The sequence below is a fragment of the uncultured Ruminococcus sp. genome (genome assembly GCF_934476685.1).
Taxonomy (GTDB): Bacteria; Bacillota; Clostridia; order Oscillospirales; family Ruminococcaceae; genus Hominimerdicola.
The window spans coordinates 112,906-136,902 of sequence record NZ_CAKSNX010000006.1; the positions used below are offsets into that span (position 1 = coordinate 112,906).

Here is a 23,997-nt window from a genome sequence, read left to right on the forward strand (position 1 = left end):
ACAAAAATGAAAGATGCAAAAAAAGCAAGAAAGATAATATGCCTTACAGCCTGCATATGCGCCCTCAGCCTTACAACGGCTCTGACCTCATGCTCTGAGTCGATAAGGAGCGACAGCTCAAAGACTTCAAAGAAAGACGCAGGCAGTGCATCATCAGAAAGTTCCGATAAGGACAGGATAACTGAACTTGAGGACAAGGTAGAAAAGCTTTCAAAGGTCATAGCAGGAGAATATGGCATTGACGGCGACACCACCAACTGTGACGACTATGATTTCGGCGAAGTGCACGACGTTTATGACGATACTGCCGTCATTGAGGCTTACAAGTCAGGGGACGATTCAAAGCTTACTGACGATAAGGATAAGTTTATCCTCAAAAGTCTGAAAGAGGCTATAAGCAGCATAATCACAGACGATATGGACGATTACTCCAAGGAAAAGGCTGTATATGACTACATATTCGCAAACACAACTTATGATGACGGCGAACTTGCGGCAATAAGCAGCGGACAGGATTTCTCCCACACGCCATATGGATTTTTCAAGGATCACACAACTATCTGCGTGGGCAATGCGACCACATTCAAGCTCTTTATGGACGCACTCGGCATAGACTGCAAGATAATCCACTGCACAGCAGAGAGTGAACACGCTTGGGACGTTGTAAATATAGACGGTGACTGGTATCACGTTGACCTCACATTTGACAACGGCTCTGACGGCAACCCTGATTATGCAAGATTCAATGTCAATGACGATATCAAAATGGACGACGGCTATGACTGGAGCGATCAGGACGATATACCAGAATGCACGAGCCTTAAATACTGCTATCTTGCAAAAAATGCAAAGGAAATATCTGACGTATATCAGATCCCTGCCGAACTTGAAAATGGATTTAAAGACGGAAATACATCACTGAATTTCAAAATGAAACTGCCTGAAAATGTTGATGAGGACTCCGCTCAGTATGAACTTTCAAGCATATTCGACGGTGTATCTTCTAAAAACAACAATGAATATCTCAGCTGCACATCAACTTTCTGCAGCGACGGATATCTGTATTTCAGTGTGACAAAAGAATCATATGACGACAGCGAATTTGTCTCGGACGATAACACTCTTGACATAGATATAAACAAACTCAGCGAGGCTTTTGACAAGGTTGACGGAATAACATTTGATCCAGACTCGGTTTCATATATGAGCTGATACAGCTGACATAATAAAAGTGCTAAAATAAACTGCCCTGCGGCAAAGGATACAATATCCCGCCGCAGGGCAGTTTTTAATTTGCAATTATAATTATTATAATTTTTATAATTTTACTTATGAACGTATGAAACGTGGAGAAGTTCGTGTTCTTTTCCCTTTAGTATGCCGTTATAAAGCTCTGTCATAAGCGGATTTTCTTCCGAACGTTTAAGTGTGCAAAGCTTATCTGCATTGTACAGATTTACACTTCTCTCTGCCTTTTCGCCCACGGTAGCCTTAGGCTGTCCGCCGCCGCTTATGCAGCCGTTAGGGCAAGCCATTACTTCGATAAGGTCGAAATGCTCGCCGTTTCTTATTCTCTCCATAATAGGTGCAACATTTTTAAGTCCGTTTACTACGCATATCTTTACGGTTTTATCATCGAGGAGAAGCTCAAATTCCTTTATTCCGCCAAATCCTCTTACGCCCTCAAAAGCAAGATTTCTCAGGGATGCTATGGATTTATCCGAGGATACACGTCTTATAACAGCCTCTGTTACGCCGCCTGTTACGCCGAAAATAACTCCTGCGCCTGTCATTGTTCCGAACGGCATATCTACCGACTCAGGCTCTATCTCGTTGAATACGATGCCTGCTTCCTTTATCATAAGGATAAGTTCCTGCGTGGTGATAACATAATCCACCAGCGGCTTGCCGTTTTCGTCCTTGAACTCATCTCTTGCAGCCTCGCCTTTCTTGGCTGTACATGGCATAACGGCTACTGAAAGCAGCTTTTTGCCCTTGTTTCCGAACTGTTCCTTTATGACGGACGCAAACATCTGCATAGGCGAACGGCAGGTCGATACGTTTGGCAGCATTTCAGGATATTCATTCTCGCAATACTTCACCCATGCAGGGCAGCATGATGTGAACAGCGGCAGATTTTCTCCCTTTTCAAGTCTTTGTGCAAACTCCTTTGACTCTTCCATTACCGTAAGGTCGGCTGCTGTGGAGGTATCGAAAATATAGTCAAAGCCTATTCTTCTGAGAGCCGCAACTATCTTGCCCATTACGTTTTCGCCCTGATAGTTGAACTCCTTTGCCACGGCAACTCTTACCGCAGGTGCGATCTGTGCCACAGCAATGGTATCGTCATTGTTAAGATGTTTCCAAAGAAGGTGGCTGTCGTTCTTTATGATTATGGCAGCGGTCGGACAGACTGCTGCACACTGTCCGCAGCCTACGCAGTTTGAATCTCCGATAGGCTTGTCAAATGAACAGGCTACCTTCATCTTTGAACCTCTGTTTGCAAAATCTATTGCGCCAACATTCTGAACTTCGTTGCAGACTCTTACACAGTCGCCGCAGAGGATACACTTATTTGCATCTCTTGTGATAGAAAGTGAGGAATCGTCGATACACGGCTTATCCTTTGTATTCGGAAATCTTACTCTGTGGATATCAAATCTTGCAGCAAGCTCCTGAAGTTTACATTTTCCGTTCTTATCGCAGGTCGTGCAGTCGCCGCAGTGATTGGACAGCAGCAGCTCAAGTATCATTTTTCTGTATTTTCTCAGTCTTGGAGTATTTGTGCGTATCTCCATTCCGCTCTTAGGCGGTGTTGAACAGGCTGCAACGATAGAACCCCACTTATCCTCAACCATACACATTCTGCAAGCGCCGTAAACAGACAGCTCAGAATAGTAACAGAACGTAGGGAGGTCTATCCCTGCCTTTCTTATAAGCTCAAGCAGATTTTTCTCACCGTTTATGGCAACGGGAATATTATCTATTATCATAAAATTGTTGTTCATTGTAACTGTTAAACCTCCTTGACAGCCTTGAAATGACAGCCTTCAACGCAAGCTCCGCACTTTATGCACTTAGCTGTGTCGATCTTGAACGGACTTCTGATCTCTCCGCTGATAGCTCCCACAGGACAGGCTCTTGCACATTTTGAACATCCCTTGCAAAGCTCAGGATCGATCTGATATGTAACAAGCTTCTTGCAGTTGCCCGCAGGACATTTCTTATCCCTTATATGCGCCTCATATTCATCACGGAAATTCTTTATTGTTGATACAACAGGGAATGCTGCGGTCTTTCCCAGTCCGCAGAGTGCAGTTGAAGATATAGTATCTGCCAGTTCGAGCAGCAGGTCGATATCGCCCTCTTCTCCTCTGCCGTCAACTATTCTTTCCAGTATCTCCAGCATTCTTCTTGTACCCTCACGGCAAGGAACGCACTTTCCGCATGACTCGTTCTGTGTGAAGTTCATAAAAAATCTTGCGACCTCGACCATGCACGACTTATCGTCCATTACTACAAGTCCGCCCGAACCGATCATTGCGCCGACTTTTTTCAGCGAGTCAAAGTCAAGTGAGATATCAAGGTTAGGCGTAACAAGACATCCGCCCGACGGTCCGCCGATCTGAACAGCCTTGAACTTTCCGTCCCCTCTCATTCCTCCGCCTATCTCATAAATTACCTTTCTGAGGGAAGTTCCCATAGGCACTTCGATAAGACCTGTGTTTGAGATATTTCCTGTAAGAGCGAAAGCCTTTGTTCCCGGTGAATTTTCAGGTCCTATGGACTTGAACCACGCTGCACCCTTGTTTATGATGAGCGGCACGTTCGCAAGAGTTTCAACGTTATTGAGAACTGTCGGCTGATCGAAAAGGCCATGCTCTACGGTTCTAGGAGGCTTTACTCTCGGCATACCTCTCTTGCCCTCGATAGACGCTGTAAGAGCTGAACCCTCGCCGCATACGAACGCTCCTGCACCTCTGTTTATATGTATTCTGAATGAAAATCCTGTTCCGAGGATATCGTCGCCCAGCAGTCCGAACTGTTCAGCCTGTGCGATAGCTCCCCTCAGTCTTTCAACTGCAAGAGGGTATTCCGCACGAACGTAGATATATCCGTCCTTTGCCCCAGTTGCGATACCTGCGATCATCATACCTTCAAGAAGTCTGTGCGGATCGCCCTCCATTATGGATCTGTCCATAAATGCACCGGGGTCGCCCTCGTCGCCGTTGCAGACAACATACTTCACGGGACTTGTCTGCTTTGCTACGCTTGCCCATTTTCTTCCGAGAGGAAATCCTCCGCCGCCTCGTCCTCTGAGGTTTGATTCTGTCATTTCATTAAGTATATCCGCAGGGGTCATCTCCAGCAGAGCCTTTTCAAAAGCAGTATATCCGCCGATAGCAAGATACTCCTTTATAGAAGTTGCGTCGATATGACCGCAATGTTCCAGAACTATTCTGTTCTGCATTTTATAGAAAGGTATCTCTGCCTGCTGACGGTATATCTCGCCGTTTTTCTTATAGCAGAGCCTTTCAACACATTCGTTGTTGAGGATAGTCTTGTCAACGATCTCTTCAACGTCCTCAAGCTTTACCTTTGTGTAAAGCCAGCCCTCAGGCTCTATTCTTACCAAAGGTCCCATTTCGCAGAAGCCATGACATCCGCTTCTCTTTACTCCCACAGCGCCCTCATGGATATCGTCATCGTGAGGTTCGTCAGCAAGAGCAACCACACATTCCAGTCCCTTAGCCTGAATATCCTCGATAAGTTTATTATATATTTTCAGAGAACCGCCTGCAACGCAGCCTGTACCTGCACAGACAAGTATCTTTCTTGCCTGCTTGTCAACAAGCCCGCCGTATGTAATTCTGGCATTATCCAGATCGTATTTCGTTTTAAGCAGCATTATTATTCAGCCTCCTTTAATTCTTTGAGCAAAGCCGCAGCCTTGTCAGGAGTCATAGCAGGGTGTACCTCATCATTTACCGTCATAACAGGCGCAAGTCCGCAAGCGCCAAGACATGAAACTGTTTCCAGAGTAAACATAAGATCGTCGGTAGTGGTCTTTGTTTCGGAAAGTCCCAGTTCACTTCTGAGGTACTGAAGAATGTCTGTGGATTTTCTTACATGACAGGCTGTACCGTCACAGCATTTAAGCACATACTTTCCCTTGGGTTCAAGTGAAAAATTCTCATAGAACGTTGCCACGCTGTATATCCTTGCTTCACCTGTACCGAGCTTTTTCGCAAGGTAAGGGAATATCTCTTTCGGGAGATAGTGATATATCTCCTGAATATCCTGCAAGATAGCAATGACCGCTGTTTTTTCGTGATTTTCCAGAATTTTATCGATCGGTGAAAAATCAAATTCTTTTGACATAGCATTTCCTCCATTTTGTTAAAATGATTACCATATAAATAATCAAAACATTATGCTATCTTTAATTATATATCATATAGCCTATCTTGAATAATATAAATATTGACATAGGGTCATATATATTTGTTATGTTTCATATTAAGTCCGTCATATTTTATAAACTTTATCACGCCATTTTATATAAATCACACAAAGTAAACGTTATTAGAAATTAAGAAAAATTGTAATCAATTATTAATCTATATATAATTTAATATATTTCATATTACATAATTAATTCTTCTATTTACACAAGCCAACTTTTTATCACGCTAATTTATGAACATGGTTATTTTTCAGCGCAAAAAAAGACAGCCTGCATAAAACAGACTGTCAAAAGATCTTAAAACTTAAATTTAATAGAACTTATTCTTTGCCTTTCTAATCAGGAGAACGATAAGAACTACTACACCTACCGCAAGAACACCGATACCGATATAAACGATAGTCATTTTTGTACTTGTTCCCTCGCCTTCAGTTTTCTCTGAAAGGCTTACTGTATTATCCTTCTTCTTGACTTTAAGTCCCTGTACAACTTCCTGCGGCTTTGCATTCTGGTTGTAACCGTCAAGGTTAGCTACCTGCTTGCCTGTTCTTGTGGTAACTGTAAAGTTATCAAGATAAAGGATATCAACTGTTTCCGTTACCTTCTGGAGCGGAACGTCGATAACGAGCTTTGTTGCGCCGATATCCTCCGCAATACTCATTACGCCCTTTGCATACTGTGTAGTATTGTTTGCGTCAGTATCATTGTATTCAAGTCTGAGTTCTGTGCTGTCCAGTTTCTTGTAATCATCATCACAAGCATATACAAAGCAGCTGTCGCCCATAAGCAGACCCTTTATATCAGGATTAAGACGGTAGTTGAATGTGATCATCGAGCCGTCAAAGTAGTTCATACCGAACTCACCTGCGTGAAGTTCAACGCCCAGTGTAAGATAATCTGCGTCCTCATTGTCAGCCTCAGGATAGATAAGATTGTTATCCGAATCTCTCATAAGCCATGCAAACTGCTGAAGGTCTGTGATCTCATTTGCAGTAGACGCTGTGAGTTTCATAGACTGACCCTGATAAGCATACTTTGTTTCAGATTTAGCTTCAAGATTTATAAGTGAAGCGTCCTTTGTCATATGAATAGAATTTTTCCAATCGGTAAGATCGAAAGAAAGAGTAGGTGCAGATGTATCATCTGTAAGCATACTTTCGTTTTCCCAGTAAGTGTCGATCTTACGTTCTTCTTCCTCAGCAAAAACAGAAACAGCTGAACAGAGTGACATCACCGCAGCTGCTGCTAAACAGGCTATTCTTTTCAATTTCATTTATAGTTCCTCCCTGATAATATTGTAGGGGGCAAACAGCAAACACATAAATTCGCCCATATCACAGTATATATTTTACACCTTTTCGTTCAAAATGTCAATAGTATTATACACCCAACGAATGATATGTAATCGTTTTGTAATCGTTTTACTTAACCTCAATTAATTATTTATTAATATTAACAATATGCTATTCGACATTCTGGTTACAGCCGCCGACAAAAAAAGAACGGTCCTGCAGAATATGCAAAGCCGTTCTTTAATATTCATATGATTTCGGCAGTTATCAGCTTATTCCGATAAAGTCGAGGTACTGTTTCTTAGGCATTACGATAACAGAAGTTTCTTTAAGATCGTCCTCTGCTGAAAGTCTGTACTGCACCTTGAGCTTGCCGTCCTCTTCATCAACTACCCAGCCGACATCAGGGACAGTTCCTCTTATGCCCTTATTGGATATAGTTTTCTCTATACCCTTCTGCTTAAGAGTGAAGAATTTAAGCTTTATATCCTGACCGTAAGGTATAACGCAAATATTTACGCCGCCCTTATCGCTGTCCTGAACATCATAGAGAACTATCTGATATTCGCCGTCAGGAGATATGGTATTTTCGTCTGTGGTTTCCTCACAGATCTTTGTGTACTGTGATTTATACAGGCTGAACACATCTGTTCCCCTGTCCATATCCGCATTGAGCTGAGTTTTTACAGAAGTTCCGCCGAAGAGCAGATTGAGAACGAAATATGCCACGATACCGAGAACGTACATCAGCAGATATATCGTACCCATTATTACCTTTACGGTTTCGTGAGTATCAGCGGCAAAGAACATTACAGCTGCCACCACAAACGGCGGTATTATAAGTATCCAGTCATACATATTGAAAAGTATCATAAAGAATACTACCGGCAGCATAAGTACGCTCAGCAGCCTTGTCACAAATTCCTCTCTTGTGAAGATCATAAGACCGAGGAAAACAACGCTCGCCACCACATATACAGTCAAAAACGACTTTTCTTTTCCTGCTGCAAATTCAAGATCGTACAGGAAAGTCGCCCAGGTTATGAGCATGATAACAGCAAAGTATGCTATATTGAATACCGACACCGCTCTTTTGACCCAGACATTGGATAAAAAGTCCTTCATTTCAAATATTCCTCCTATTTTACGTTTTGTGTCTACATTATATTTTATACGAAATTGCGTAAAAAATCAAGTCAAAATCCAATGATATGCAAATTTTTTCTCTTTTGCATAATATGAATACTAAGGTACGTTTTTTTAAGTCAATACCGCACAATGCCCTCAAACGGCATTAGCGGGCTAATTCAGAATTATCTCCTCGCCGCCGCTCAGACCTGATAAGACCTCGACATTTTCATTATCCTCTATACCGAGTTCAATATCCTGCTCCACCTTTACGCCGTCCACTAGAAGATTTACATAGGTTCTGCCGGAAAGATTTTTCACAGCCTTCTGAGGTATTACCACGGTATCCATTCTTGAATAGATATCAAACACCACCTGAACATCGCCGAAATCCATAAGATCTGCGTCGTTGGACGGTGTGATAACATATGTATAGGCTGAAAAATCTCCGTTTTCATCATAGACGATATCCGTAACCGTGCCGGAGCTGGTGTTTGCGCCCTGTTCAAGCCTTACGGCAGTACCGAAGTTTACATTGTTGAGCTGATTGTCATAGACCTGAACGCAGAGATACTGCTGTGACTTATCGGAAGTATAACCGAAAACGCTGCCCTTTGAAACCGGTGAATTTACATTCAGCGGCTGGTCACGTCTGTCCAATGCGGTGAATTCTCCGTCGCAGGGGGCATAGACGTTATAATCGTCCAGCGACTCCACAAGATGATCGTAGGTCATCTGTTCAAGCTCAAGGTCATATTCCGCCATAGTTATCTCATCGGCGGAAGCGTTGTTTGCATACAGCGTGTTGACGGTGCTTTTCGCCTGATCAAGCCTTATTTCCTCACGCTCGATCTGTTCCTGAACATCGTCAGAATAGAGCGTACAGAGCAGATCGCCCTTTTTCACGTCGCAAGGTGATTCCACCTCGATAGACTTTATCTGACCGTTCGCCTTGAACACCACAGATTCGCTGTACGGATAGCCCCATGTGCCGACCTGATAATACTCCTGCGAGATATCAGTTACCTCTGCCTTGCAGGTCTTATAGGATATCTCCTTTGTTTCAAGTATCGGAACGGCGATCTTTTCTTCTTTATTTTTATCTGAGAAAGCTGAGCAGGAGCATAGCGAAAGTGCCAGCGCCGCAGCAGCCACAAAAGCGACAGCTTTCATAATTCATCCTTTCAATATCAAAATATTCAAATAAGATACATACACAAGTTCATATAATAACATTATATCATTTTCCGCTTGATTTTACAAGAAACCGCCGATCATATTGTAGCCATGCACAATATACGGCACAAATATTTGTGGATTTACACCACTAAAGAATTCATATCATATCAAGAAATTCGCCTATTATCTCATTTGACACAAGAAAGCCTTTTGCCGTCAGAGAGATACTATCTCCGCTTATGACCACAAGTCCGTTTTCAGCAAAACGCTCTGCAAACTTTTTCATATTTCTGATATCATCTTCATTTATGTCAGCGTCCATATCTTTCAGCTTTTCAAGGGATATCCCTTTGCTCAGCCTTAGACCGAGCATAACATATTCGCTTGCTTTATCGGGGTTTTCCTCCAAGATCTGCTTAGTCTGGACAGGCTGAGAAATAAAGCTCTCCCTGTCCGCAGGACAGCAGTATCTCCTGCCGTCAAAAAATGAATGTGCCGCCGCACCGATACCGATATACTCTTCACCCTGCCAGTATTTAAGATTATGTCTTGAATATTTTCCGTCAAGAGCAAAATTCGATATCTCATAATGCTCAAAACCCTTGCCTTTGAGAAATTCTGCCGTCTGCATATACATATCGCACAGCGTATCTTCATCTGCCACAGCATTCCTTATCTCATCACAGTCAAAGGGCGTACCCTCTTCAATTTTCAGCATATAAGCTGAAATATGTGAAAGTGGCATACTGCACATACGCTCCAAAGTGTTTTCAAGGCTCTTTTGCGTCTGCTCAGGAAGTCCAAGCATAACATCACCCGAAATATTGTCAAAGCCTGCCTTTACTGCATTTTCCACTGCCTTTTCAGCCTGCGCAAAATCATGAAGTCTGCCTATCGCCGCAAGCTCCCTGTCCTGTGCGGACTGTATGCCGAAAGAAAGCCTGTTTACCCCTGCCCCACGATATCCGCATAGCTTTTCATAGTCAACTGTACACGGGTTGCACTCCATAGTTATCTCAGGTTCTTTCATTGCGAAAGACTCATTGCAGGCTGAAATTATCCTGCCTATCTGCTCCGCAGACAAAAGCGAGGGAGTTCCGCCGCCGAAATAGACCGTATCGGCGCAGATCCCCCTGTTTTTAAAATCATATATATTCCTTATGACAGCCTTGACGTAAGCTTCTTTCACAGCTCCGTCCGCCGCTCCCGAATAGAAATCGCAGTAAGGACATTTTCTCAGACAGAAAGGTATATGTATATATATTCCCGTCATTTTCGTCACAAATTTTCATCGTCCTTTCCGTCATCAAATGCATTTTCGATATAGCTGCCTGTTTTTTCGCTGTTGCTTTTAAATTTTTCCATTGCCTTGTGCAGACCGAACCGCACGAGCCATATAAGGTAAATGCAAGCAAGGATTATAAAGCAGTAGAGCAGGAAGTAAAGTTGCTGTCTGATATCAAGTGAAAAATACACCGATCTTTTCAAAAGCATATCCACTACCCTTGGGTGGATAAAAAGGTAACACACCCAACCTAAAATGCCGCTGTAAGCTATGGTGCAGGTTATACCGACGAAAGCCTCTCTGAACTTCAGCGCAGAAAACTTCACACCTGCAAAGCAGGCAAATGCCGCCACAAGGAAAAGTCCTATCGAGGTGGATATATTTGCATACACTTCATATATGACAGGCAGCAGGACTGCTCCCGAAAGACCGAATTCAAGTGAAAGTTTCATTGATCGGTTCAGATTTTCCATACAGAGATCCTTTCCAGGCAAAGCGTCGCCTTTGTTTCCAATAAGTACAAAATAAGCGTAGGGCAGTCGATAAAGCTCCCTATAAAAGATATTCCCCAGATTGGGCATTTATCCCAGTGACAAAGCCGCTATCACCACAGGCGCACATACAGCCGCCGAACCTGTTCCGAGGACAAGTCCCGCTATCACGCACAAAAAGGCATTCCCGTCAAACACAAAGCCTTTTTTGCGGTTTAAATACAGCTTACATTCCCTCCCCTGCTTATAGAGATATTTTTTCATTACTATCTCGCAGGGGAAAATGTTCGGATATTCTTCTCCGTCTATCTGATAAAAGGCTGAGTCATACTTGAATCTGGGATTTTTGTCTACCTTTGAAAGTGTGCCTGCCGCCTTTCTACTCCCGATCAGCCACCACAGGCATACTGCAAAAAAGCCTACTATCAATATTATCGCAGCAAACAGCACCAGCATAACTGCGCTGTATATAAGCGAAACATCTATGCCAAGTATTACCGCCAGAACTATCAGCGCAGCTGCGCCGACAAGAATTTCCACTATACCGTCCCCTATTCGTCAAGCTTGAGTACAGACATGAATGCCTCCTGCGGAACTGATACAGAACCAAGCTGGCGCATTCTCTTTTTACCCTCTTTCTGCTTTTCAAGCAGCTTTTTCTTACGGGTGATATCTCCGCCGTAGCACTTTGCAAGAACGTCCTTACGCATAGCCTTGATAGTTTCTCTTGCTATGATCTTTCCGCCGATAGCAGCCTGAACAGGAACTTCAAAAAGCTGACGTGGGATATTTTCTTTAAGCTTTTCGGTAAGTCTTCTTCCTCTTGCATAAGCCTTATCCTCATGAACTATAAAGGAAAGTGCATCCACTATCTCGCCGTTGAGCAGAACGTCCAGCTTAACAAGCTTTGACGGCTCATAGCCCTTCATTTCGTAATCAAATGACGCATATCCCTTTGTTCTTGATTTAAGCGCGTCAAAGAAATCATAAACTATCTCATTGAGGGGCAGAACGTAATGCAGATCGACTCTGTTTTCATCTATATACTTCATATCCTTGAAAGTACCACGTCTGTCCTGACAAAGCTCCATAATATTTCCCACAAAATCTGACGGAGTATAGATATGGGCGTTGACAACAGGTTCTTCCGCAGATGCGATAGTTCCAACGTCAGGATAATTTGTCGGGTTGTCGATATAGACAGTTTCTCCGTTTGTAAGATTTACCTTATATATAACCGACGGAGCGGTAGTGATGAGGTCAAGATTATATTCTCTTTCAAGTCTTTCCTGAATGATCTCCATATGCAGCAGGCCGAGAAATCCGCAGCGGAATCCAAAGCCCAGCGCAATAGATGTTTCAGGCTCAAAGGAAAGTGATGCGTCGTTGAGCATAAGCTTTTCAAGGGCATCTCTGAGGTCGCCGTACTTTGCGCCGTCAGCAGGATATATACCGCAGTAGACCATAGGATTTACTTTCTTATATCCCGGCAGAGCCTCTGCGCATGGTGCAGCCGCATTTGTCACAGTATCACCCACACGGGTATCGCCTATATCCTTTATAGATGCGGCGATATAGCCTACCTCGCCTGCATGGAGTTCTCCCACAGGAACGAGATCCTTTGCGCCCATATATCCGACTTCAACGGTCTGGAACTCTGCACCTGTCGCCATAAGTCTGATAGTTTCGCCAGCCTTGATATGTCCCTCTTTAACTCGGATATAGATTATAACGCCCTTGTACTGATCGTAATAGCTGTCGAAAATAAGCGCTTTCAGCGGTGCGTTATCATCACCCGACGGGCATGGTATATCCGTAACTACCCTTTCAAGTACCTCTTTGATGTTAGTACCCATTTTAGCTGATATTCTCGGAGCGTCCATGGCAGGTATGCCTATAACGTTCTCGACTTCCGTGCAGGCTCTTTCAGGGTCAGCGGAAGGAAGGTCTATCTTATTTATAACAGGCACGACTTCAAGATCATGCTCGATAGCAAGATAAGTATTCGCAAGTGTCTGCGCCTCTATTCCCTGTGAAGCGTCAACTATGAGTATAGCACCCTCGCAGGCGGCAAGTGATCTTGACACCTCATAGTTAAAGTCAACGTGACCTGGGGTATCGATAAGATTGAATATATAATCCTCACCGTCATCGGCATGGTATTTAAGTCTTACGGCTCTCGCCTTGATAGTGATACCTCTTTCACGTTCGATATCCATATTATCAAGGAGCTGATCCTCCATTTCTCTCAGCTCGACAGTTTCCGTCAGTTCAAGGATCCTGTCGGCAAGTGTGGATTTGCCGTGGTCTATATGAGCTATAATGCAGAAATTTCGTATATTCTTTTCGTTCATTTACTGTTTTTCCTCTCTCAGACAAGTATACTTTTCCATAATACTTTATTATAACACGCTTGCTCGCCATTGTCAATTTTGCTGATAAAAAAATCCCCCAATGAATTATCATCAGGGGAATTTTTATTAATTCAACAGCATTTTATACGCTTCCAGTTCTGCAAGCACTTGTACATTTCTTGCATTTATTCGATTTACATAGTCAATAGAATCAAGTCTTGAATTTGTTTCTCGATTAGCAGACGTGATTTTATTACTAAGCCTTTCAGTCGAGCTTATTATACGGTTTGAAACATTATTTACTGACCTTGTGCAATCATTTATAGCGTCATACAGCATATATTGGTTATTTTTGATATCTTCCAAAGAATCAATAACATCATCAAGTTTTGTAATAACTGTCCTTTGGAACATTTCCGCTTCCAAGATATTATATGCTCCCTCATGTCCTGTCAGAGTATGGCATCTTCCTGATAAGAAATACTCCAAAATAGAAGAAACACAAGCAAAATTCTGATACTTAGGATAAATAATATCGAGTGAGTAATACTTTGAAAGAGCGGCTTCTGTCTTTTTCAGTTCCGCATAAATCGCATCTACCTCACACTGTAATTTTTCAGAAGCAAACCAGAACTTTGCCATAGTATTTTTATTTTTACTTACTATTTTTCTGTTTCTTGACATTGTGTTTGCTTTTCTTTTTTCATAAGTTCTGCAATCTGCTTTGTACTTGTGAAATTCAATCAATCGCTGAATAGCGTAACATATAATTGGAATGACTATAAAAATCACTTTAGCCGCACTAGACAATGAAAATAATTCATTTAAACCAAGCAGCCAAGGAAGTAACAATGCTACAAAAATGAGAGCCATTATTGGATAAAACAGCCATATAACTCCAAACTCAGACGGAAAAAACACATTCCAACAAATATATTTTCTTAATTGCGGCTTATTTCCTACTCTGTCAACTTGCACCAACTCATTTTCAGGGTCACTATAATAATTTAACTGCCTTTTAAGTCTTTGTAAAATACACCTCTGTTCATAACACATCTTTTCAAGAAGTACAACATTTTTCAAGTATTCTATTAATTTTCGTTCTTCCATAAATCATTCATCTCCTCAGATAATTCATTATCTAAAACTTCATTGCGCAAAATTATTGTACTGCATTTTGCGGTATAAGTCAAGGAAGAAGTACCAAAAATTATATTTTTTTGTGAATACAGCACAAAAAGCAGGTGCATAATTACCGCAAGTTGCAGTAAAATATCATACAACAAAATGTTGTATGATATATTGAAATTAATTTATAAAAAGGGATATGATAAAATGATATACAAACGGATAAGGGATTTAAGAGAGGATGCCGACCTTAAACAAAAAGACATGGCTAAAGTCTTAAACTGTTCCCAACAAGTGTACAGCAACTATGAACTAGGTCAGCGTGATATCCCCTCTGATATCCTTATTGCGCTTGCAAAGTTTCATAAAACCAACGTTGACTATATCCTCGGTCTTACAAATACCAAAACATATTTTAAAGATCTCTGACAGCTGTCACCTCATACCTGCGTGTTCATACACCGCAAAACTGCCGTCCTTTACGCAAAGGCTGAGTTCGCTGCCGCCGTCAAGTATTTTGTCGGATATGAGATTTTCTATATCTACCGTAACGATGCGCCTTATCTCTCTCGCTGAGCCGCTTTTTTCCGATGCAAGCTTTGCCGCCGCTGCGGCGCAGTCCTCCGATATCGTCAGATCACAGCCGATCTCTGCGGTCTTTGCTCTGAGTTTTTCAAGCTCTGCCGCAGCTATTCGCTCAAGGCTGTGAACAGACAGATCTTCAAAAACCACCACCTCGTCTATCCTGCCCAGCAGCTCAGGGGACATAAATTCACGCAGTTTTGCCTGCATTTCCTTTGCCTTTTCGTCAGCTTTTCCCTCGCCAAAACCGACGTGCTTTTTCATATCCAGTCCCTTTACCCCTGCGTTCGAGGTCATAATAAGGATAACGTTTGAAAAGCTTGCCGTCCGTCCTGCCGAATCTGTAAGCACACCGTCCTCCAATATCTGGAGCAGGATATTGTATATATCGGGGTGAGCCTTTTCGATCTCGTCAAGTATAAGCACGCAGTAAGGCTTTTTTCTCACACGGTCAACAAGCTGACCGCCATCGTCAAAGCCAACATATCCCGGAGGTGCGCCGATAAGCCTTGATATGCTGTGGCGCTCCATATATTCCGACATATCAAGCTTTATAACGCTGTCCGCTGAACCGAACAGGACTTCCCCCAGATCTTTCGCAAGCTGAGTTTTTCCCACTCCCGTTGAGCCTAGGAAAACAAAACTGCCGATAGGTCTTTTGTTGTTTTTCAGTCCCGCACGGCATCTTCTGACAGCGGTGCAAAGGCTGTGAACAGCTTTGTCCTGACCGATTATTTTTGCGGAAAGTTCTTCCTCCAGCCGTGAAAGCCTTATGCTTTCCTGTTCCGTAAGAGCGGTGCAGTCTATGCCTGTGGCTCTTGACACTACGCTTTCGATATGCGCCCTTGTCAGGACAACATCTTTTTTCGGCTCGGAAAGGCTGGATATATACTCGCTCCGTGAGATTTTCCCCGAAACGTATTTGTCAAAGGATTCATTTTTTGCCTTTTCAGAATTTTTATCATCTGCCGCAGATATCCTTGCCCCTGCACAAGCCTCATCAATAATATCTATCGCCTTGTCGGGGAAATGCCTGTCAAAAATATATCTGCCTGCTATTTTCACTGCATATCTGCATATATCTTCGGGGATAGTTACCTTATGATGCTCCTCGTATTTTGTGCGCAGTCCAAGCAGTATCTCTTCTGTGCGCTGCTCATCAGGCTCCTCAACGACTATCTTCTGAAAACGTCTGTCCATTGCCGAATCACGCTCTATATTGCGGCGGTATTCCTCAAAGGTGGTAGCTCCGATCACCTGTATGCCTCTTCTTGCAAGCTGCGGTTTAAGGATATTTGCAGCGTCTATCGCTCCCTCTGCCGCACCTGCTCCCATTATATTGTGTATCTCGTCAACGAACAGCACAACATTCCCTGCTGATGAGGCTTCATCAAGGCAGGCTTTGAAACGCTCTTCAAAATCTCCCCTGTATTTCGCACCTGCGAGCAGCATAGTAAGGTCAATGGAAAATATCCGCTTATCCATAAGCACAGTGGGTGCTTCCCCCAGCATTATCTTTGCCGCAAGTCCCTCTACGATAGCGGTCTTTCCGACCCCTGCCTCCCCCACAAGGCAGGGGTTGTTTTTGCTGCGGCGGCAGAGTATCTCCATCATTCTGCTTATCTCCTTTTCCCTGCCGATAAGGGGATCGAAATCTGCAAAGGCTGAACGCTCCGTAAGTTCCCTGCCGTAGCGTTCAAGGGTTTTGAGCCTTGGTTTCGATCTTTCGGAGAAAAACTCTGCGCCGTGGCTTCCTCCGCCCCCTGCTGTACAGTCATTGTAAAGGCGGTTTATATTCACCCCAAGCGAGCGCAGTATTGTGACCGCACAGCTGGAATTTTCCCTCAGCATGACCGCAAGGATATACTCCGAACCCGTCTGCCTGCCGCCAAAGCTTTCGCACAGGCGCACCGCCCCCGACAAGGCTTTGAGAGCATTTGGCGTAAGGTCATTTTCCGACGGCATACATGGCGTTCCACGTCCTATCATACGCTCTATCTCAAAGGATATCTTTTCAAAAGTAACTGCGTGTTTCAAAAGAGCGGCTGAGGCAGCTGAGCCTTCGCATCTTGCGCAGGCAAGGAGAAGATGCTCCGAACCAACATAGGTATGCCCCCATCTGCCTGCAAGATTGACAGCAAGGTGTATAACGTCCCTCCCCTTTGCGGTAAAACGCTCTGTATTCAAGCCATAATGCTCCATTAAGCTCACCCTTTCAAGTTTTCTGTATAAATTCTTGACTGAATTTTCATATCTATTCATTTGAATATCATCAGCTTTGAAATTTGCTGTAACACATTCTGCACCCCAGCATAAACTGTACTATAAAGCAAAACAAACCGCTTACAAAGCGGAAAGCTTTATAATAATTTTTTCATTAAAAAGGAGATATATAATATGAACGGTTGCGGATTTGGCGGATGCTGGTGGATCATCATTCTTATTCTTATCCTTTGCTGCTGCGGATGCGGCGGTAACTGTGGCTGCGGCAACGGTTGTGGCGGCTGCGGCGGCTGTGACAACGGCTGTGGCTGCGGATGCTGATAAGCGTCTGACGAAAGTTTAAGTCTGACTCCCGCTTTTATGGTACGGGGACGGCTCTTATGAGCCGCTCCTTGTCCCGTAAAGTATTTCTAAATGACAAGAGAGAAAACCGACTGACCTCGGCTTTCTCTCTTTTTTGTTGGTTTTACAGTATCAGACAGATCAATCCCGAACAGCCCTCGTTTATCATACGCTCGATAGTTTCCTTCAATCTCATTCTTGCGTCATCAGGCAGCTTTGAAAGCTTTGTATGAAGCCCCTCGCTCACAAGTTCATGAAGTGACTTGCCGAAAATATTGGATTCCCATATCTTTTCGGGAGAGCTTTCAAAATCGCTCATCATATACATAACAAGCTCCTCTGACTGTTTTTCCGAACCCACTATGGGGGCGACCTCTGTATTTATCGTAGTCTTTACAAGATGAACGGCAGGTGCTTGCGCTTTCAGTCTTACACCGTACTTTCCGCCCTGCTTTATTATCTCCGGTTCATCGAGGGAAAGTTCCGACATCTCAGGCATAACTATTCCGTAGCCTGTGCTTTCCATCTGTTCCAGTGCTCCCGAATATTTTGCAAACTTATCCCTTATCTTCACAAGCTCCAGTATTCTCGGCATAAGTTCGTTCTCACCCTGTATCTCCAGACCTGTCGCCTCGCCTATGATACGGTAGAAAAGATCGGGTTTAAGGCAAACGTCAATAACTGCGCTGCCTGTGCCTAGGTCGATCGACGCAGCTTCTCCCCTTTCCACATACTCGCAGGAGCATATGCTCTGTGCGCACTCTCTTATCTGCCTCAGATTTTCTATCCCTGCCGCAGCTGTTCTTATATGGCTGAAAACAGCCTCTTTCAGCCAATGCCCCTTTTCAAGAGTATTTATCCATGACGGCATAGAGATATTTATTTCCCTCACAGGGAAAGCGTAAAGAACCTGAGTGAGTATATCCCTTATGGTATTTTCATCAAGTTCAAGGCAGTTCACTGGCATGACCACCGTACCATATTTTTCAGAAAGCTGTGCAGCAAGCTCCTTTGATTCAGCTGACCTTGGTGAAACGCAGTTGAGCAGCACGACAAAAGGCTTATTTATCTTTTTCAGCTCATCAATTACCCTCTCCTCACACTCCTCATACTCATCTCTAGGGAGATCCGTTACAGAGCCGTCTGTGGTTATAACAAGCCCTATGGTGGAATGTTCGGTTATGACCTTCTGCGTACCTATCTCCGCCGCCATATTGAAAGGTATCTCCTCATCGAACCACGGCGTCATGACCATTCTCGGCGCTTCGTTCTCTATGTATCCGATAGAACTTGGGATTATATATCCGACGCAGTCTATCATACGGACATTAAAGCTTGCGCCCTCAGGTATCGTCACCGCAACAGCCTCTTCGGGGATAAACTTCGGCTCTGTGGTCATTATGGTCTTTCCTGCGGAGGACTGAGGCAGCTCATCTACCGCCCTTTCACGTCTGAAATCACTCTCGATATTAGGAATGACCAGCTGCTCCATGAACTGCTTTATAAAAGTGGATTTGCCTGTGCGGACAGGTCCTACAACGCCTATGTAGATATCTCCCCCCGTGCGCATGGCTATATCGCTGTAAATATCGTTGTTAAGGTTTTTAAGATTGTTCATTTTCTCTGTTCTCCTCCTAGCTCATCAATGGAATAAGCAGCATTCCCTGCTGTGAGATCTTATCGTCCGTAAGTTCGTTTTCCTCCATTATCGCCGTTACAGATGTGGAATATCTCTTTGCGATATCCCATATATCCTCGCTGTCGGCGCAGCGGCAAAGCTTGAGAGCATAGCTGTTGTTTTTCTGTTTCGGCTTATCGGTAAGCACTTTCAGACTTCCCAGCATACAACCTGCAGATGAAAAGCGTATGTATCCGCATATTTTAAGCTCCGCTTTCATCTCCGCCGAGCCTGCCCCTGCAAGATAGAACGAGCAGCCTGCGGCGCTGACTTTTACATCACATGATGCGCTCTCGATATCGTTGCAGCCTGCCGGCAGCGGTATTTCCTGTTCAAAAGGAGTTTCGCCCTCAATAAAGAACGGCTGCTTATCTCCGTTCGCCCCAAGCACAGAGAAAAGTGTGCTGCCCGAAACCACAAAGCAGTTTTTATCCTTATCCGCCCTCACCGAAACGTTCCTGCACTCTGCAAAGCTGTCATATATGCAGGATATCTCTCCGTCGCCGCAGGTAAGCGTACACTCGGACTGAAAGCTTTCATTGACCTGTGCGGGTCTGCATTCGACCGCCGTTTTGCAATGCTCCAATTCACATTCATATTTTGTGGAATATGCGTCCGTCACTACCTCGCCTGTTTCATATTTCACCGCTGTGCAGGTCACAAGCAGCACAAGTTCACATTCCAGAGAAGAGCTTTCCTCACCTTTCGGGATAATATCACAGCTGCCTGCGGTTATCTCCAACTGAGCCTCATAGGTTTCGTCAATGCCGTCAACATCTATTATCTGACTGAACGGCACAGAGAATTTCATATTCTCCGCCGTATCCTCTCCGGCAGAATTTATGCAGGAATAGAGCATAGTTATCTCAGCCTCGCCCTTTGTAATAAGCTTTCCTGCGATTATCTTGTTTTCACCCTGATTTACATTGCAGCCGCATCTCAGCACAGTTCCCACAGACGGCTTTGACGATGACATCTCCAGTTCTTCTATAACCGTTATGCGCTTCGCCACGCTTATGCGTTTTGAGGGGAACGTTGCAGGCTGTTTTTTCAGCTGTACGCAGCAGCCGCTTGCATCTGTCACAACAGCCTGTTCAGCGTCGCTCACGACCTTCACAGACGCAGTTACCGCTCCCCTTATGTCAAGTCTGCGCTGATTTACCACACGGCAGTTAATGTAATCGCATTTGGGTATAACATACACCGCAGGATTAACACATTCGCCGTTGAGGTCAAGTGACTTTGGCAGGGTGCATTTCTGCTCTATGCAGTTTATCCGCTTATCATTTTCCGCCAGATACAGCACTCTTATCGTCACCGCAGTTTCAAAGGACAGCTTTCCGCCGTTTATGCTGTGGGAATTGACAAAAGGACTTACCGTACACTTTAAAACTCTGAAAATATCAGGGTAATAATCCGGCAGCACGATATCCTTTTCCACAGACTGCTCGCAGGAGCAATCCAGTATTACTGCTGCGGCGGCAAGGCTTTCACGATTGAGCTTGAAATCCAAATTTTCCATATTAATATCCTCCCGCTTGTTTGCAAATTCAGCTTCGCCAAAGGCAGCGCCGCATACTGTCGCCTATGAGCTATGCGGTATTGCCGTAATTGATCTGCTTGCTAAAACATTATATTCCTGCAAATGCGGATATATGCAGAAGGGCATATAAAAACAGCGGACAGTCTGCAATGACCGTCCGCTGTGAGTATTTTAATATAAAATATATTATTGTCCGCTCTGTCAGCTTATACCCTCGGCAAATGTTATCGGCACACCGAAAAGTACGCCTGCGTTAGGAATTGAAAGATCGCCTGTTATGGAAATAATCGCCTGCTTTGCAGCCTCGACCTGATCGTCCTGTACGGCGACAAAAATAGTCTTGCCCTTCTGTGCTGCGTCTTCACCGCTGAGGATAGAACGAAGAACCCCTATCATCGGCAGATTATCCATACCGGATATGGACTTTGCCATTCCGACGCTGTCGATACACGTTCCGCCGTGAATACCTGCCTGCGCAAGAGATCTCATTATCTCATCTACAAGCTCCACTCTCTTGATAACCAAAAACAATAACTGCATGCTGTTACTTCCTTTCCTGTTCAGATTTTATCTAAGGCGGATAAGCCCGCCCTGCTGTTGAATTTACTTTCTGAAAGACGCTGCTACCCAGTCCTCTTTCTCTCTTATCTCCTGAAGTTCAAAGCCCTGAGCCTTTATAACGTCAAGGACTTCGTCCTTTCTGGAGTCGATTATTCCCGAAACGATAAGCGTTCCGCCGTCATTTATAAAGCCTGCAAAGCTGCCGCTCATACCGATAAGAACGTCCGCAACGATGTTTGCGCAAAGCAGGTCATAGCCTGTGCCTATCCTGTTTTTAAGCTCATCGTCCTCGATTATATTGCCGCAGTAAGCGGTATATTTATCCGCAGGGATATTATTTTTCTCTGCATTCTCTTTTGCTATCTTAACAGAATTTTCGTCTATATCCACCGCTGTTGCGGAGGCTGCACCAAGAAGAAGTGCGCCTATGGACAAAATTCCGCTGCCGCAGCCGAGGTCAAGTATCCTGTCGCCGCTGCTGAGATTTTTCTCAACGAGTTCAAGACAAAGCTGAGTTGTATTATGCTGACCTGTGCCGAAGCTGGAGGCAGGGTCGATCTCAAGGATCTTCCTCTTCTCATCAGGGTCAGCCTTTTCCCATGACGGCTTTATAAGCAGCTTTTCGCCAACGCAGAGCGGCTTGAAATACTGTTTCCAGTTGTTCGCCCAATCCTCTTCCTTGACGTTTTTAAGCTCATATTCAAGTCTGCCGAAAAGATTTTCCGTATCCCTCTTTTTCAGCGCTTTAAGTTCAAGCTTCATAGCTTCAAGATTTTCAAGTCCCTGAGCGTTTTCGGGAAGATATACTGTAACGGTAGTTTCACAGTTTTTCAGTCCCATAAGATCATCGTCTATATAATCCCAGTTCACGCTTTTATCACTAAGAAACTCCTCAAAATCCTGAGCGTCCTTTATAACAAAACCATTTATGCCCATACCGAGCAGGCTGCCTGTTACGGCTTCTATGCCCTCGGTGGTAGTAAAAATATCAAGTTCCACCCAATTCATAATGAAATATCCTTTCAGGCTTTCGCCGGATCAAAAAGTAGTATGTGAATAATTATAACACATTTTTATGATTTTGTAAAGCAAATTTTACTGAAAATTCTTCACCAAGTTAAAGATTGATTTTTAGCAACTTTCAACAAATATCATATAAAAAGCAGACTGCCTTACCTGAAAGCAGTCTGCTGTGAACTTTTTCGATTTTAAACATCAATATTTATTAAGCCGTCTTATATACGCAAAAGTCTTACGCTCTCCCTTATTTTTCAGCATGACAAGCAGCTTTTCGATAAGCTCCGAAGTTTCAGGGTGAATGCTCCTTGTGGCTTTCGCACGCATAAAATATGCCAGAGCAGAACCGTCGTTGTAATTCTCTTTCATATATATCTTGCTTGCGGCAACACGGTCGCAGAACATTTCCTTTACATATTTGAGCGGCATTTTCACAGGGGACATTTTTCTTGTAACAGGGTCATAGTCCGTCCAGTATTCAAAATGGTGCTTATTTCTTCCCTTATGGTGCATCCACGCAAGAGAATAACCGTAAGCCTCCCTTTCCCCCTCGTGAGGAGATCTCGTACCCTGATAATATTTTACGCCGAGCATAAATTCTTCGGGCGAATATTTGGAAAGATCGTGGGTAAGTCCCTGAAGAGGGATACCTGCTCTGAAACAGTTTATCATGACCGCTGTGCGGTGTTTTGTAATGGTCTTAAAATGCTCCCATGCGTTTGACATTGCATTCGCTCCCTTGCTTTGATAATAATATTATATCACCGTCCGCAGGATTTTGCAAGCACACAGGGCATTATGAGTTATCATTCTGTGACAGAAGTTTTCTTGTCTGCGGTATTCTGAACAGAACATAAGCGCCTATCCCTGTGAAGATAAGTTCAGGCAGCATATATGAGCCGTTGTAGAGCAGGCTGTAAAGCCAGCTGTTTTCCGTTGAAAAGCCGTCCCAAAGCTCACCGAATGATTTCCATATAACAACTCCGCTGATGAAGTGGCAGGCAAATCTGAGGAACACGGCAATTACCGTTCCTGCCAGCCAGCCTGCTGCGCCATTTTTTCTGAACATTCCTGCAAGGCCGAGTACAGTGTATGCCGCTATGTAGTCCAGCAGTATGCAGGCGATAAGCATAACAGGCGACAATCCCCAGCCGAACAGACCTTCTGTCGCTCCCTGAATAAGCTGTATAAGTGAGTAAACAAATGATGCGCCTATGCCCTTTGCTACGCCGTAGCGTATGCTGTACACTGCTATCGGCAGCATTGAAAGCAGGGTTATTGATCCGCCCCAAGGCAGATTATAGACCTTGATAAAACTGAGGACAGTTGCAAGCGCTATCATGACCGCTCCCTCAACAAGCATTAACGTTCTTTTTCTTTTCATAAAAAATTCCTTTCTATATCTGCGAACAAACTTTAAATTTTGACTGCAAAGCACATACGCTGAATAAAACATCAAAAAAAGCGCATACCCTTGATAAATGGCATACGCAGACATTTTGTATATATCGTATATAACATATCCCTACGCTGGTATTACCCAAATCAGGTGCGGTCAAGACGTTCATTCGCCTTTTCTCAGCTGAAAAACATTCAGCTCCCGTATTTTATTACAGTATGATTATAACATATCTTATCATTTATTGCAATACGGCAAGTTGTAAAATAAAATGACACAAAAAAGAAGACTCAAAGAGAAACTCATGGTATAATGTAAGTGACTAAAC

At 43.8% G+C, this 23,997-nt stretch carries 21 protein-coding genes and 1 riboswitch; of the genes, 3 read left to right on the plus strand and 18 right to left on the minus strand.

Going from position 1 to position 23,997, the window contains the following annotated elements:
• The first annotated feature begins 6 nt into the window (after positions 1-6).
• Entirely contained in the window at positions 7-1,212 is a 1,206-nt protein-coding gene (locus Q0E19_RS07910) for a transglutaminase domain-containing protein (protein ID WP_294408665.1), read from the plus strand.
• A gap of 113 nt (positions 1,213-1,325) precedes the next feature.
• Here the strand turns inward: Q0E19_RS07910 and Q0E19_RS07915 are convergent, their stop codons facing one another.
• The 11 genes from Q0E19_RS07915 to Q0E19_RS07965 all read right to left on the minus strand — a co-directional run bounded on the left by Q0E19_RS07915 (position 1,326) and on the right by Q0E19_RS07965 (position 14,306).
• Complete coding sequence (locus Q0E19_RS07915) at positions 1,326-3,008, minus strand: [FeFe] hydrogenase, group A (protein WP_294408667.1); 1,683 nt, start codon at positions 3,006-3,008, stop codon at positions 1,326-1,328.
• An 8-nt stretch (positions 3,009-3,016) separates the two neighbouring features.
• Positions 3,017-4,909 carry an NADH-quinone oxidoreductase subunit NuoF gene (gene nuoF, locus Q0E19_RS07920; RefSeq protein ID WP_294408669.1) on the minus strand — a complete coding sequence of 631 codons (1,893 nt, stop codon included), beginning with the start codon at positions 4,907-4,909 and terminating at the stop codon, positions 3,017-3,019.
• 2 nt (positions 4,910-4,911) lie between these two features.
• Positions 4,912-5,382 carry an NAD(P)H-dependent oxidoreductase subunit E gene (locus tag Q0E19_RS07925; protein WP_294408670.1) on the minus strand — a complete coding sequence of 157 codons (471 nt, stop codon included), beginning with the start codon at positions 5,380-5,382 and terminating at the stop codon, positions 4,912-4,914.
• 395 nt (positions 5,383-5,777) lie between these two features.
• On the minus strand, positions 5,778-6,740 hold the full coding sequence (locus Q0E19_RS07930; RefSeq protein ID WP_294408672.1) for a hypothetical protein: 963 nt from the start codon (positions 6,738-6,740) through the stop codon (positions 5,778-5,780).
• 286 nt (positions 6,741-7,026) lie between these two features.
• Complete coding sequence (locus Q0E19_RS07935) at positions 7,027-7,884, minus strand: hypothetical protein (RefSeq protein WP_294408673.1); 858 nt, start codon at positions 7,882-7,884, stop codon at positions 7,027-7,029.
• Between the two features lie 177 nt (positions 7,885-8,061).
• The gene (locus tag Q0E19_RS07940) at positions 8,062-9,060 is read right to left on the minus strand and encodes an RND transporter (protein ID WP_294408674.1); all 999 of its coding nucleotides are present in this window, start codon (positions 9,058-9,060) and stop codon (positions 8,062-8,064) included.
• Between the two features lie 163 nt (positions 9,061-9,223).
• The gene (hemW, locus tag Q0E19_RS07945; RefSeq protein WP_294408691.1) at positions 9,224-10,339 is read right to left on the minus strand and encodes a radical SAM family heme chaperone HemW; all 1,116 of its coding nucleotides are present in this window, start codon (positions 10,337-10,339) and stop codon (positions 9,224-9,226) included.
• 5 nt (positions 10,340-10,344) lie between these two features.
• Complete coding sequence (locus tag Q0E19_RS07950) at positions 10,345-10,824, minus strand: hypothetical protein (protein WP_294408675.1); 480 nt, start codon at positions 10,822-10,824, stop codon at positions 10,345-10,347.
• A gap of 108 nt (positions 10,825-10,932) precedes the next feature.
• On the minus strand, positions 10,933-11,382 hold the full coding sequence (locus tag Q0E19_RS07955) for a hypothetical protein (protein WP_294408676.1): 450 nt from the start codon (positions 11,380-11,382) through the stop codon (positions 10,933-10,935).
• Positions 11,383-11,393: 11 nt separating this feature from the next.
• Positions 11,394-13,196 carry a translation elongation factor 4 gene (gene lepA, locus Q0E19_RS07960; RefSeq protein WP_294408677.1) on the minus strand — a complete coding sequence of 601 codons (1,803 nt, stop codon included), beginning with the start codon at positions 13,194-13,196 and terminating at the stop codon, positions 11,394-11,396.
• A gap of 126 nt (positions 13,197-13,322) precedes the next feature.
• Positions 13,323-14,306: a hypothetical protein gene (locus tag Q0E19_RS07965; RefSeq protein WP_294408679.1), complete on the minus strand. Its 984-nt coding sequence runs from the start codon at positions 14,304-14,306 to the stop codon at positions 13,323-13,325.
• Positions 14,307-14,534: 228 nt separating this feature from the next.
• On the opposite strand from Q0E19_RS07965, the gene Q0E19_RS07970 reads away from it, so the two are divergent.
• Positions 14,535-14,753: a helix-turn-helix transcriptional regulator gene (locus Q0E19_RS07970; RefSeq protein WP_294408693.1), complete on the plus strand. Its 219-nt coding sequence runs from the start codon at positions 14,535-14,537 to the stop codon at positions 14,751-14,753.
• A gap of 6 nt (positions 14,754-14,759) precedes the next feature.
• On the opposite strand, the gene Q0E19_RS07975 is transcribed toward Q0E19_RS07970, so the two are convergent.
• Positions 14,760-17,168 carry an ATP-dependent Clp protease ATP-binding subunit gene (locus Q0E19_RS07975; protein ID WP_294408680.1) on the minus strand — a complete coding sequence of 803 codons (2,409 nt, stop codon included), beginning with the start codon at positions 17,166-17,168 and terminating at the stop codon, positions 14,760-14,762.
• Between the two features lie 135 nt (positions 17,169-17,303).
• Between Q0E19_RS07975 and Q0E19_RS07980 the strand changes: the two genes are divergently transcribed.
• Positions 17,304-17,450: a hypothetical protein gene (locus Q0E19_RS07980; RefSeq protein ID WP_294408681.1), complete on the plus strand. Its 147-nt coding sequence runs from the start codon at positions 17,304-17,306 to the stop codon at positions 17,448-17,450.
• Between the two features lie 145 nt (positions 17,451-17,595).
• Here the strand turns inward: Q0E19_RS07980 and spoIVA are convergent, their stop codons facing one another.
• The 6 genes from spoIVA to Q0E19_RS08010 form a co-directional block, all read right to left on the minus strand.
• A complete protein-coding gene (gene spoIVA / locus Q0E19_RS07985; protein ID WP_294408682.1) occupies positions 17,596-19,089 on the minus strand; it encodes a stage IV sporulation protein A in 1,494 nt (497 codons plus the stop codon).
• Positions 19,090-19,105: 16 nt separating this feature from the next.
• The gene (locus Q0E19_RS07990) at positions 19,106-20,671 is read right to left on the minus strand and encodes an SPOCS domain-containing protein (protein WP_294408683.1); all 1,566 of its coding nucleotides are present in this window, start codon (positions 20,669-20,671) and stop codon (positions 19,106-19,108) included.
• A 222-nt stretch (positions 20,672-20,893) separates the two neighbouring features.
• Positions 20,894-21,232, minus strand: coding sequence for a hypothetical protein (locus Q0E19_RS07995; RefSeq protein ID WP_294408684.1), 339 nt, complete (start codon positions 21,230-21,232; stop codon positions 20,894-20,896).
• Between the two features lie 63 nt (positions 21,233-21,295).
• Positions 21,296-22,261: a 50S ribosomal protein L11 methyltransferase gene (gene prmA / locus Q0E19_RS08000; RefSeq protein ID WP_294408685.1), complete on the minus strand. Its 966-nt coding sequence runs from the start codon at positions 22,259-22,261 to the stop codon at positions 21,296-21,298.
• A 207-nt stretch (positions 22,262-22,468) separates the two neighbouring features.
• A complete protein-coding gene (locus Q0E19_RS08005) occupies positions 22,469-22,996 on the minus strand; it encodes a DUF5662 family protein (RefSeq protein WP_294408686.1) in 528 nt (175 codons plus the stop codon).
• Positions 22,997-23,066: 70 nt separating this feature from the next.
• Complete coding sequence (locus tag Q0E19_RS08010) at positions 23,067-23,654, minus strand: energy-coupled thiamine transporter ThiT (RefSeq protein ID WP_294408687.1); 588 nt, start codon at positions 23,652-23,654, stop codon at positions 23,067-23,069.
• Positions 23,655-23,774: 120 nt separating this feature from the next.
• A riboswitch (TPP riboswitch) is annotated at positions 23,775-23,884 on the minus strand.
• Positions 23,885-23,997 lie beyond the last annotated feature (113 nt).

Bases quoted from the DNA above. Each gene is read 5' to 3' on its own strand.
- Q0E19_RS07910 (WP_294408665.1), top strand. From the start codon at position 7: ATGAAAGATGCAAAAAAAGCAAGAAAGATAATATGCCTTACAGCCTGC.
- Q0E19_RS07915 (WP_294408667.1), bottom strand. From the start codon at position 3,008: ATGAACAACAATTTTATGATAATAGATAATATTCCCGTTGCCATAAAC.
- nuoF (WP_294408669.1), bottom strand. From the start codon at position 4,909: ATGCTGCTTAAAACGAAATACGATCTGGATAATGCCAGAATTACATAC.
- Q0E19_RS07925 (WP_294408670.1), bottom strand. From the start codon at position 5,382: ATGTCAAAAGAATTTGATTTTTCACCGATCGATAAAATTCTGGAAAAT.
- Q0E19_RS07930 (WP_294408672.1), bottom strand. From the start codon at position 6,740: ATGAAATTGAAAAGAATAGCCTGTTTAGCAGCAGCTGCGGTGATGTCA.
- Q0E19_RS07935 (WP_294408673.1), bottom strand. From the start codon at position 7,884: ATGAAGGACTTTTTATCCAATGTCTGGGTCAAAAGAGCGGTGTCGGTA.
- Q0E19_RS07940 (WP_294408674.1), bottom strand. From the start codon at position 9,060: ATGAAAGCTGTCGCTTTTGTGGCTGCTGCGGCGCTGGCACTTTCGCTA.
- hemW (WP_294408691.1), bottom strand. From the start codon at position 10,339: ATGACGGGAATATATATACATATACCTTTCTGTCTGAGAAAATGTCCT.
- Q0E19_RS07950 (WP_294408675.1), bottom strand. From the start codon at position 10,824: ATGGAAAATCTGAACCGATCAATGAAACTTTCACTTGAATTCGGTCTT.
- lepA (WP_294408677.1), bottom strand. From the start codon at position 13,196: ATGAACGAAAAGAATATACGAAATTTCTGCATTATAGCTCATATAGAC.
- Q0E19_RS07965 (WP_294408679.1), bottom strand. From the start codon at position 14,306: ATGGAAGAACGAAAATTAATAGAATACTTGAAAAATGTTGTACTTCTT.
- Q0E19_RS07975 (WP_294408680.1), bottom strand. From the start codon at position 17,168: ATGAATAGATATGAAAATTCAGTCAAGAATTTATACAGAAAACTTGAA.
- Q0E19_RS07980 (WP_294408681.1), top strand. From the start codon at position 17,304: ATGAACGGTTGCGGATTTGGCGGATGCTGGTGGATCATCATTCTTATT.
- spoIVA (WP_294408682.1), bottom strand. From the start codon at position 19,089: ATGAACAATCTTAAAAACCTTAACAACGATATTTACAGCGATATAGCC.
- Q0E19_RS07990 (WP_294408683.1), bottom strand. From the start codon at position 20,671: ATGGAAAATTTGGATTTCAAGCTCAATCGTGAAAGCCTTGCCGCCGCA.
- Q0E19_RS07995 (WP_294408684.1), bottom strand. From the start codon at position 21,232: ATGCAGTTATTGTTTTTGGTTATCAAGAGAGTGGAGCTTGTAGATGAG.
- prmA (WP_294408685.1), bottom strand. From the start codon at position 22,261: ATGAATTGGGTGGAACTTGATATTTTTACTACCACCGAGGGCATAGAA.
- Q0E19_RS08005 (WP_294408686.1), bottom strand. From the start codon at position 22,996: ATGTCAAACGCATGGGAGCATTTTAAGACCATTACAAAACACCGCACA.
- Q0E19_RS08010 (WP_294408687.1), bottom strand. From the start codon at position 23,654: ATGAAAAGAAAAAGAACGTTAATGCTTGTTGAGGGAGCGGTCATGATA.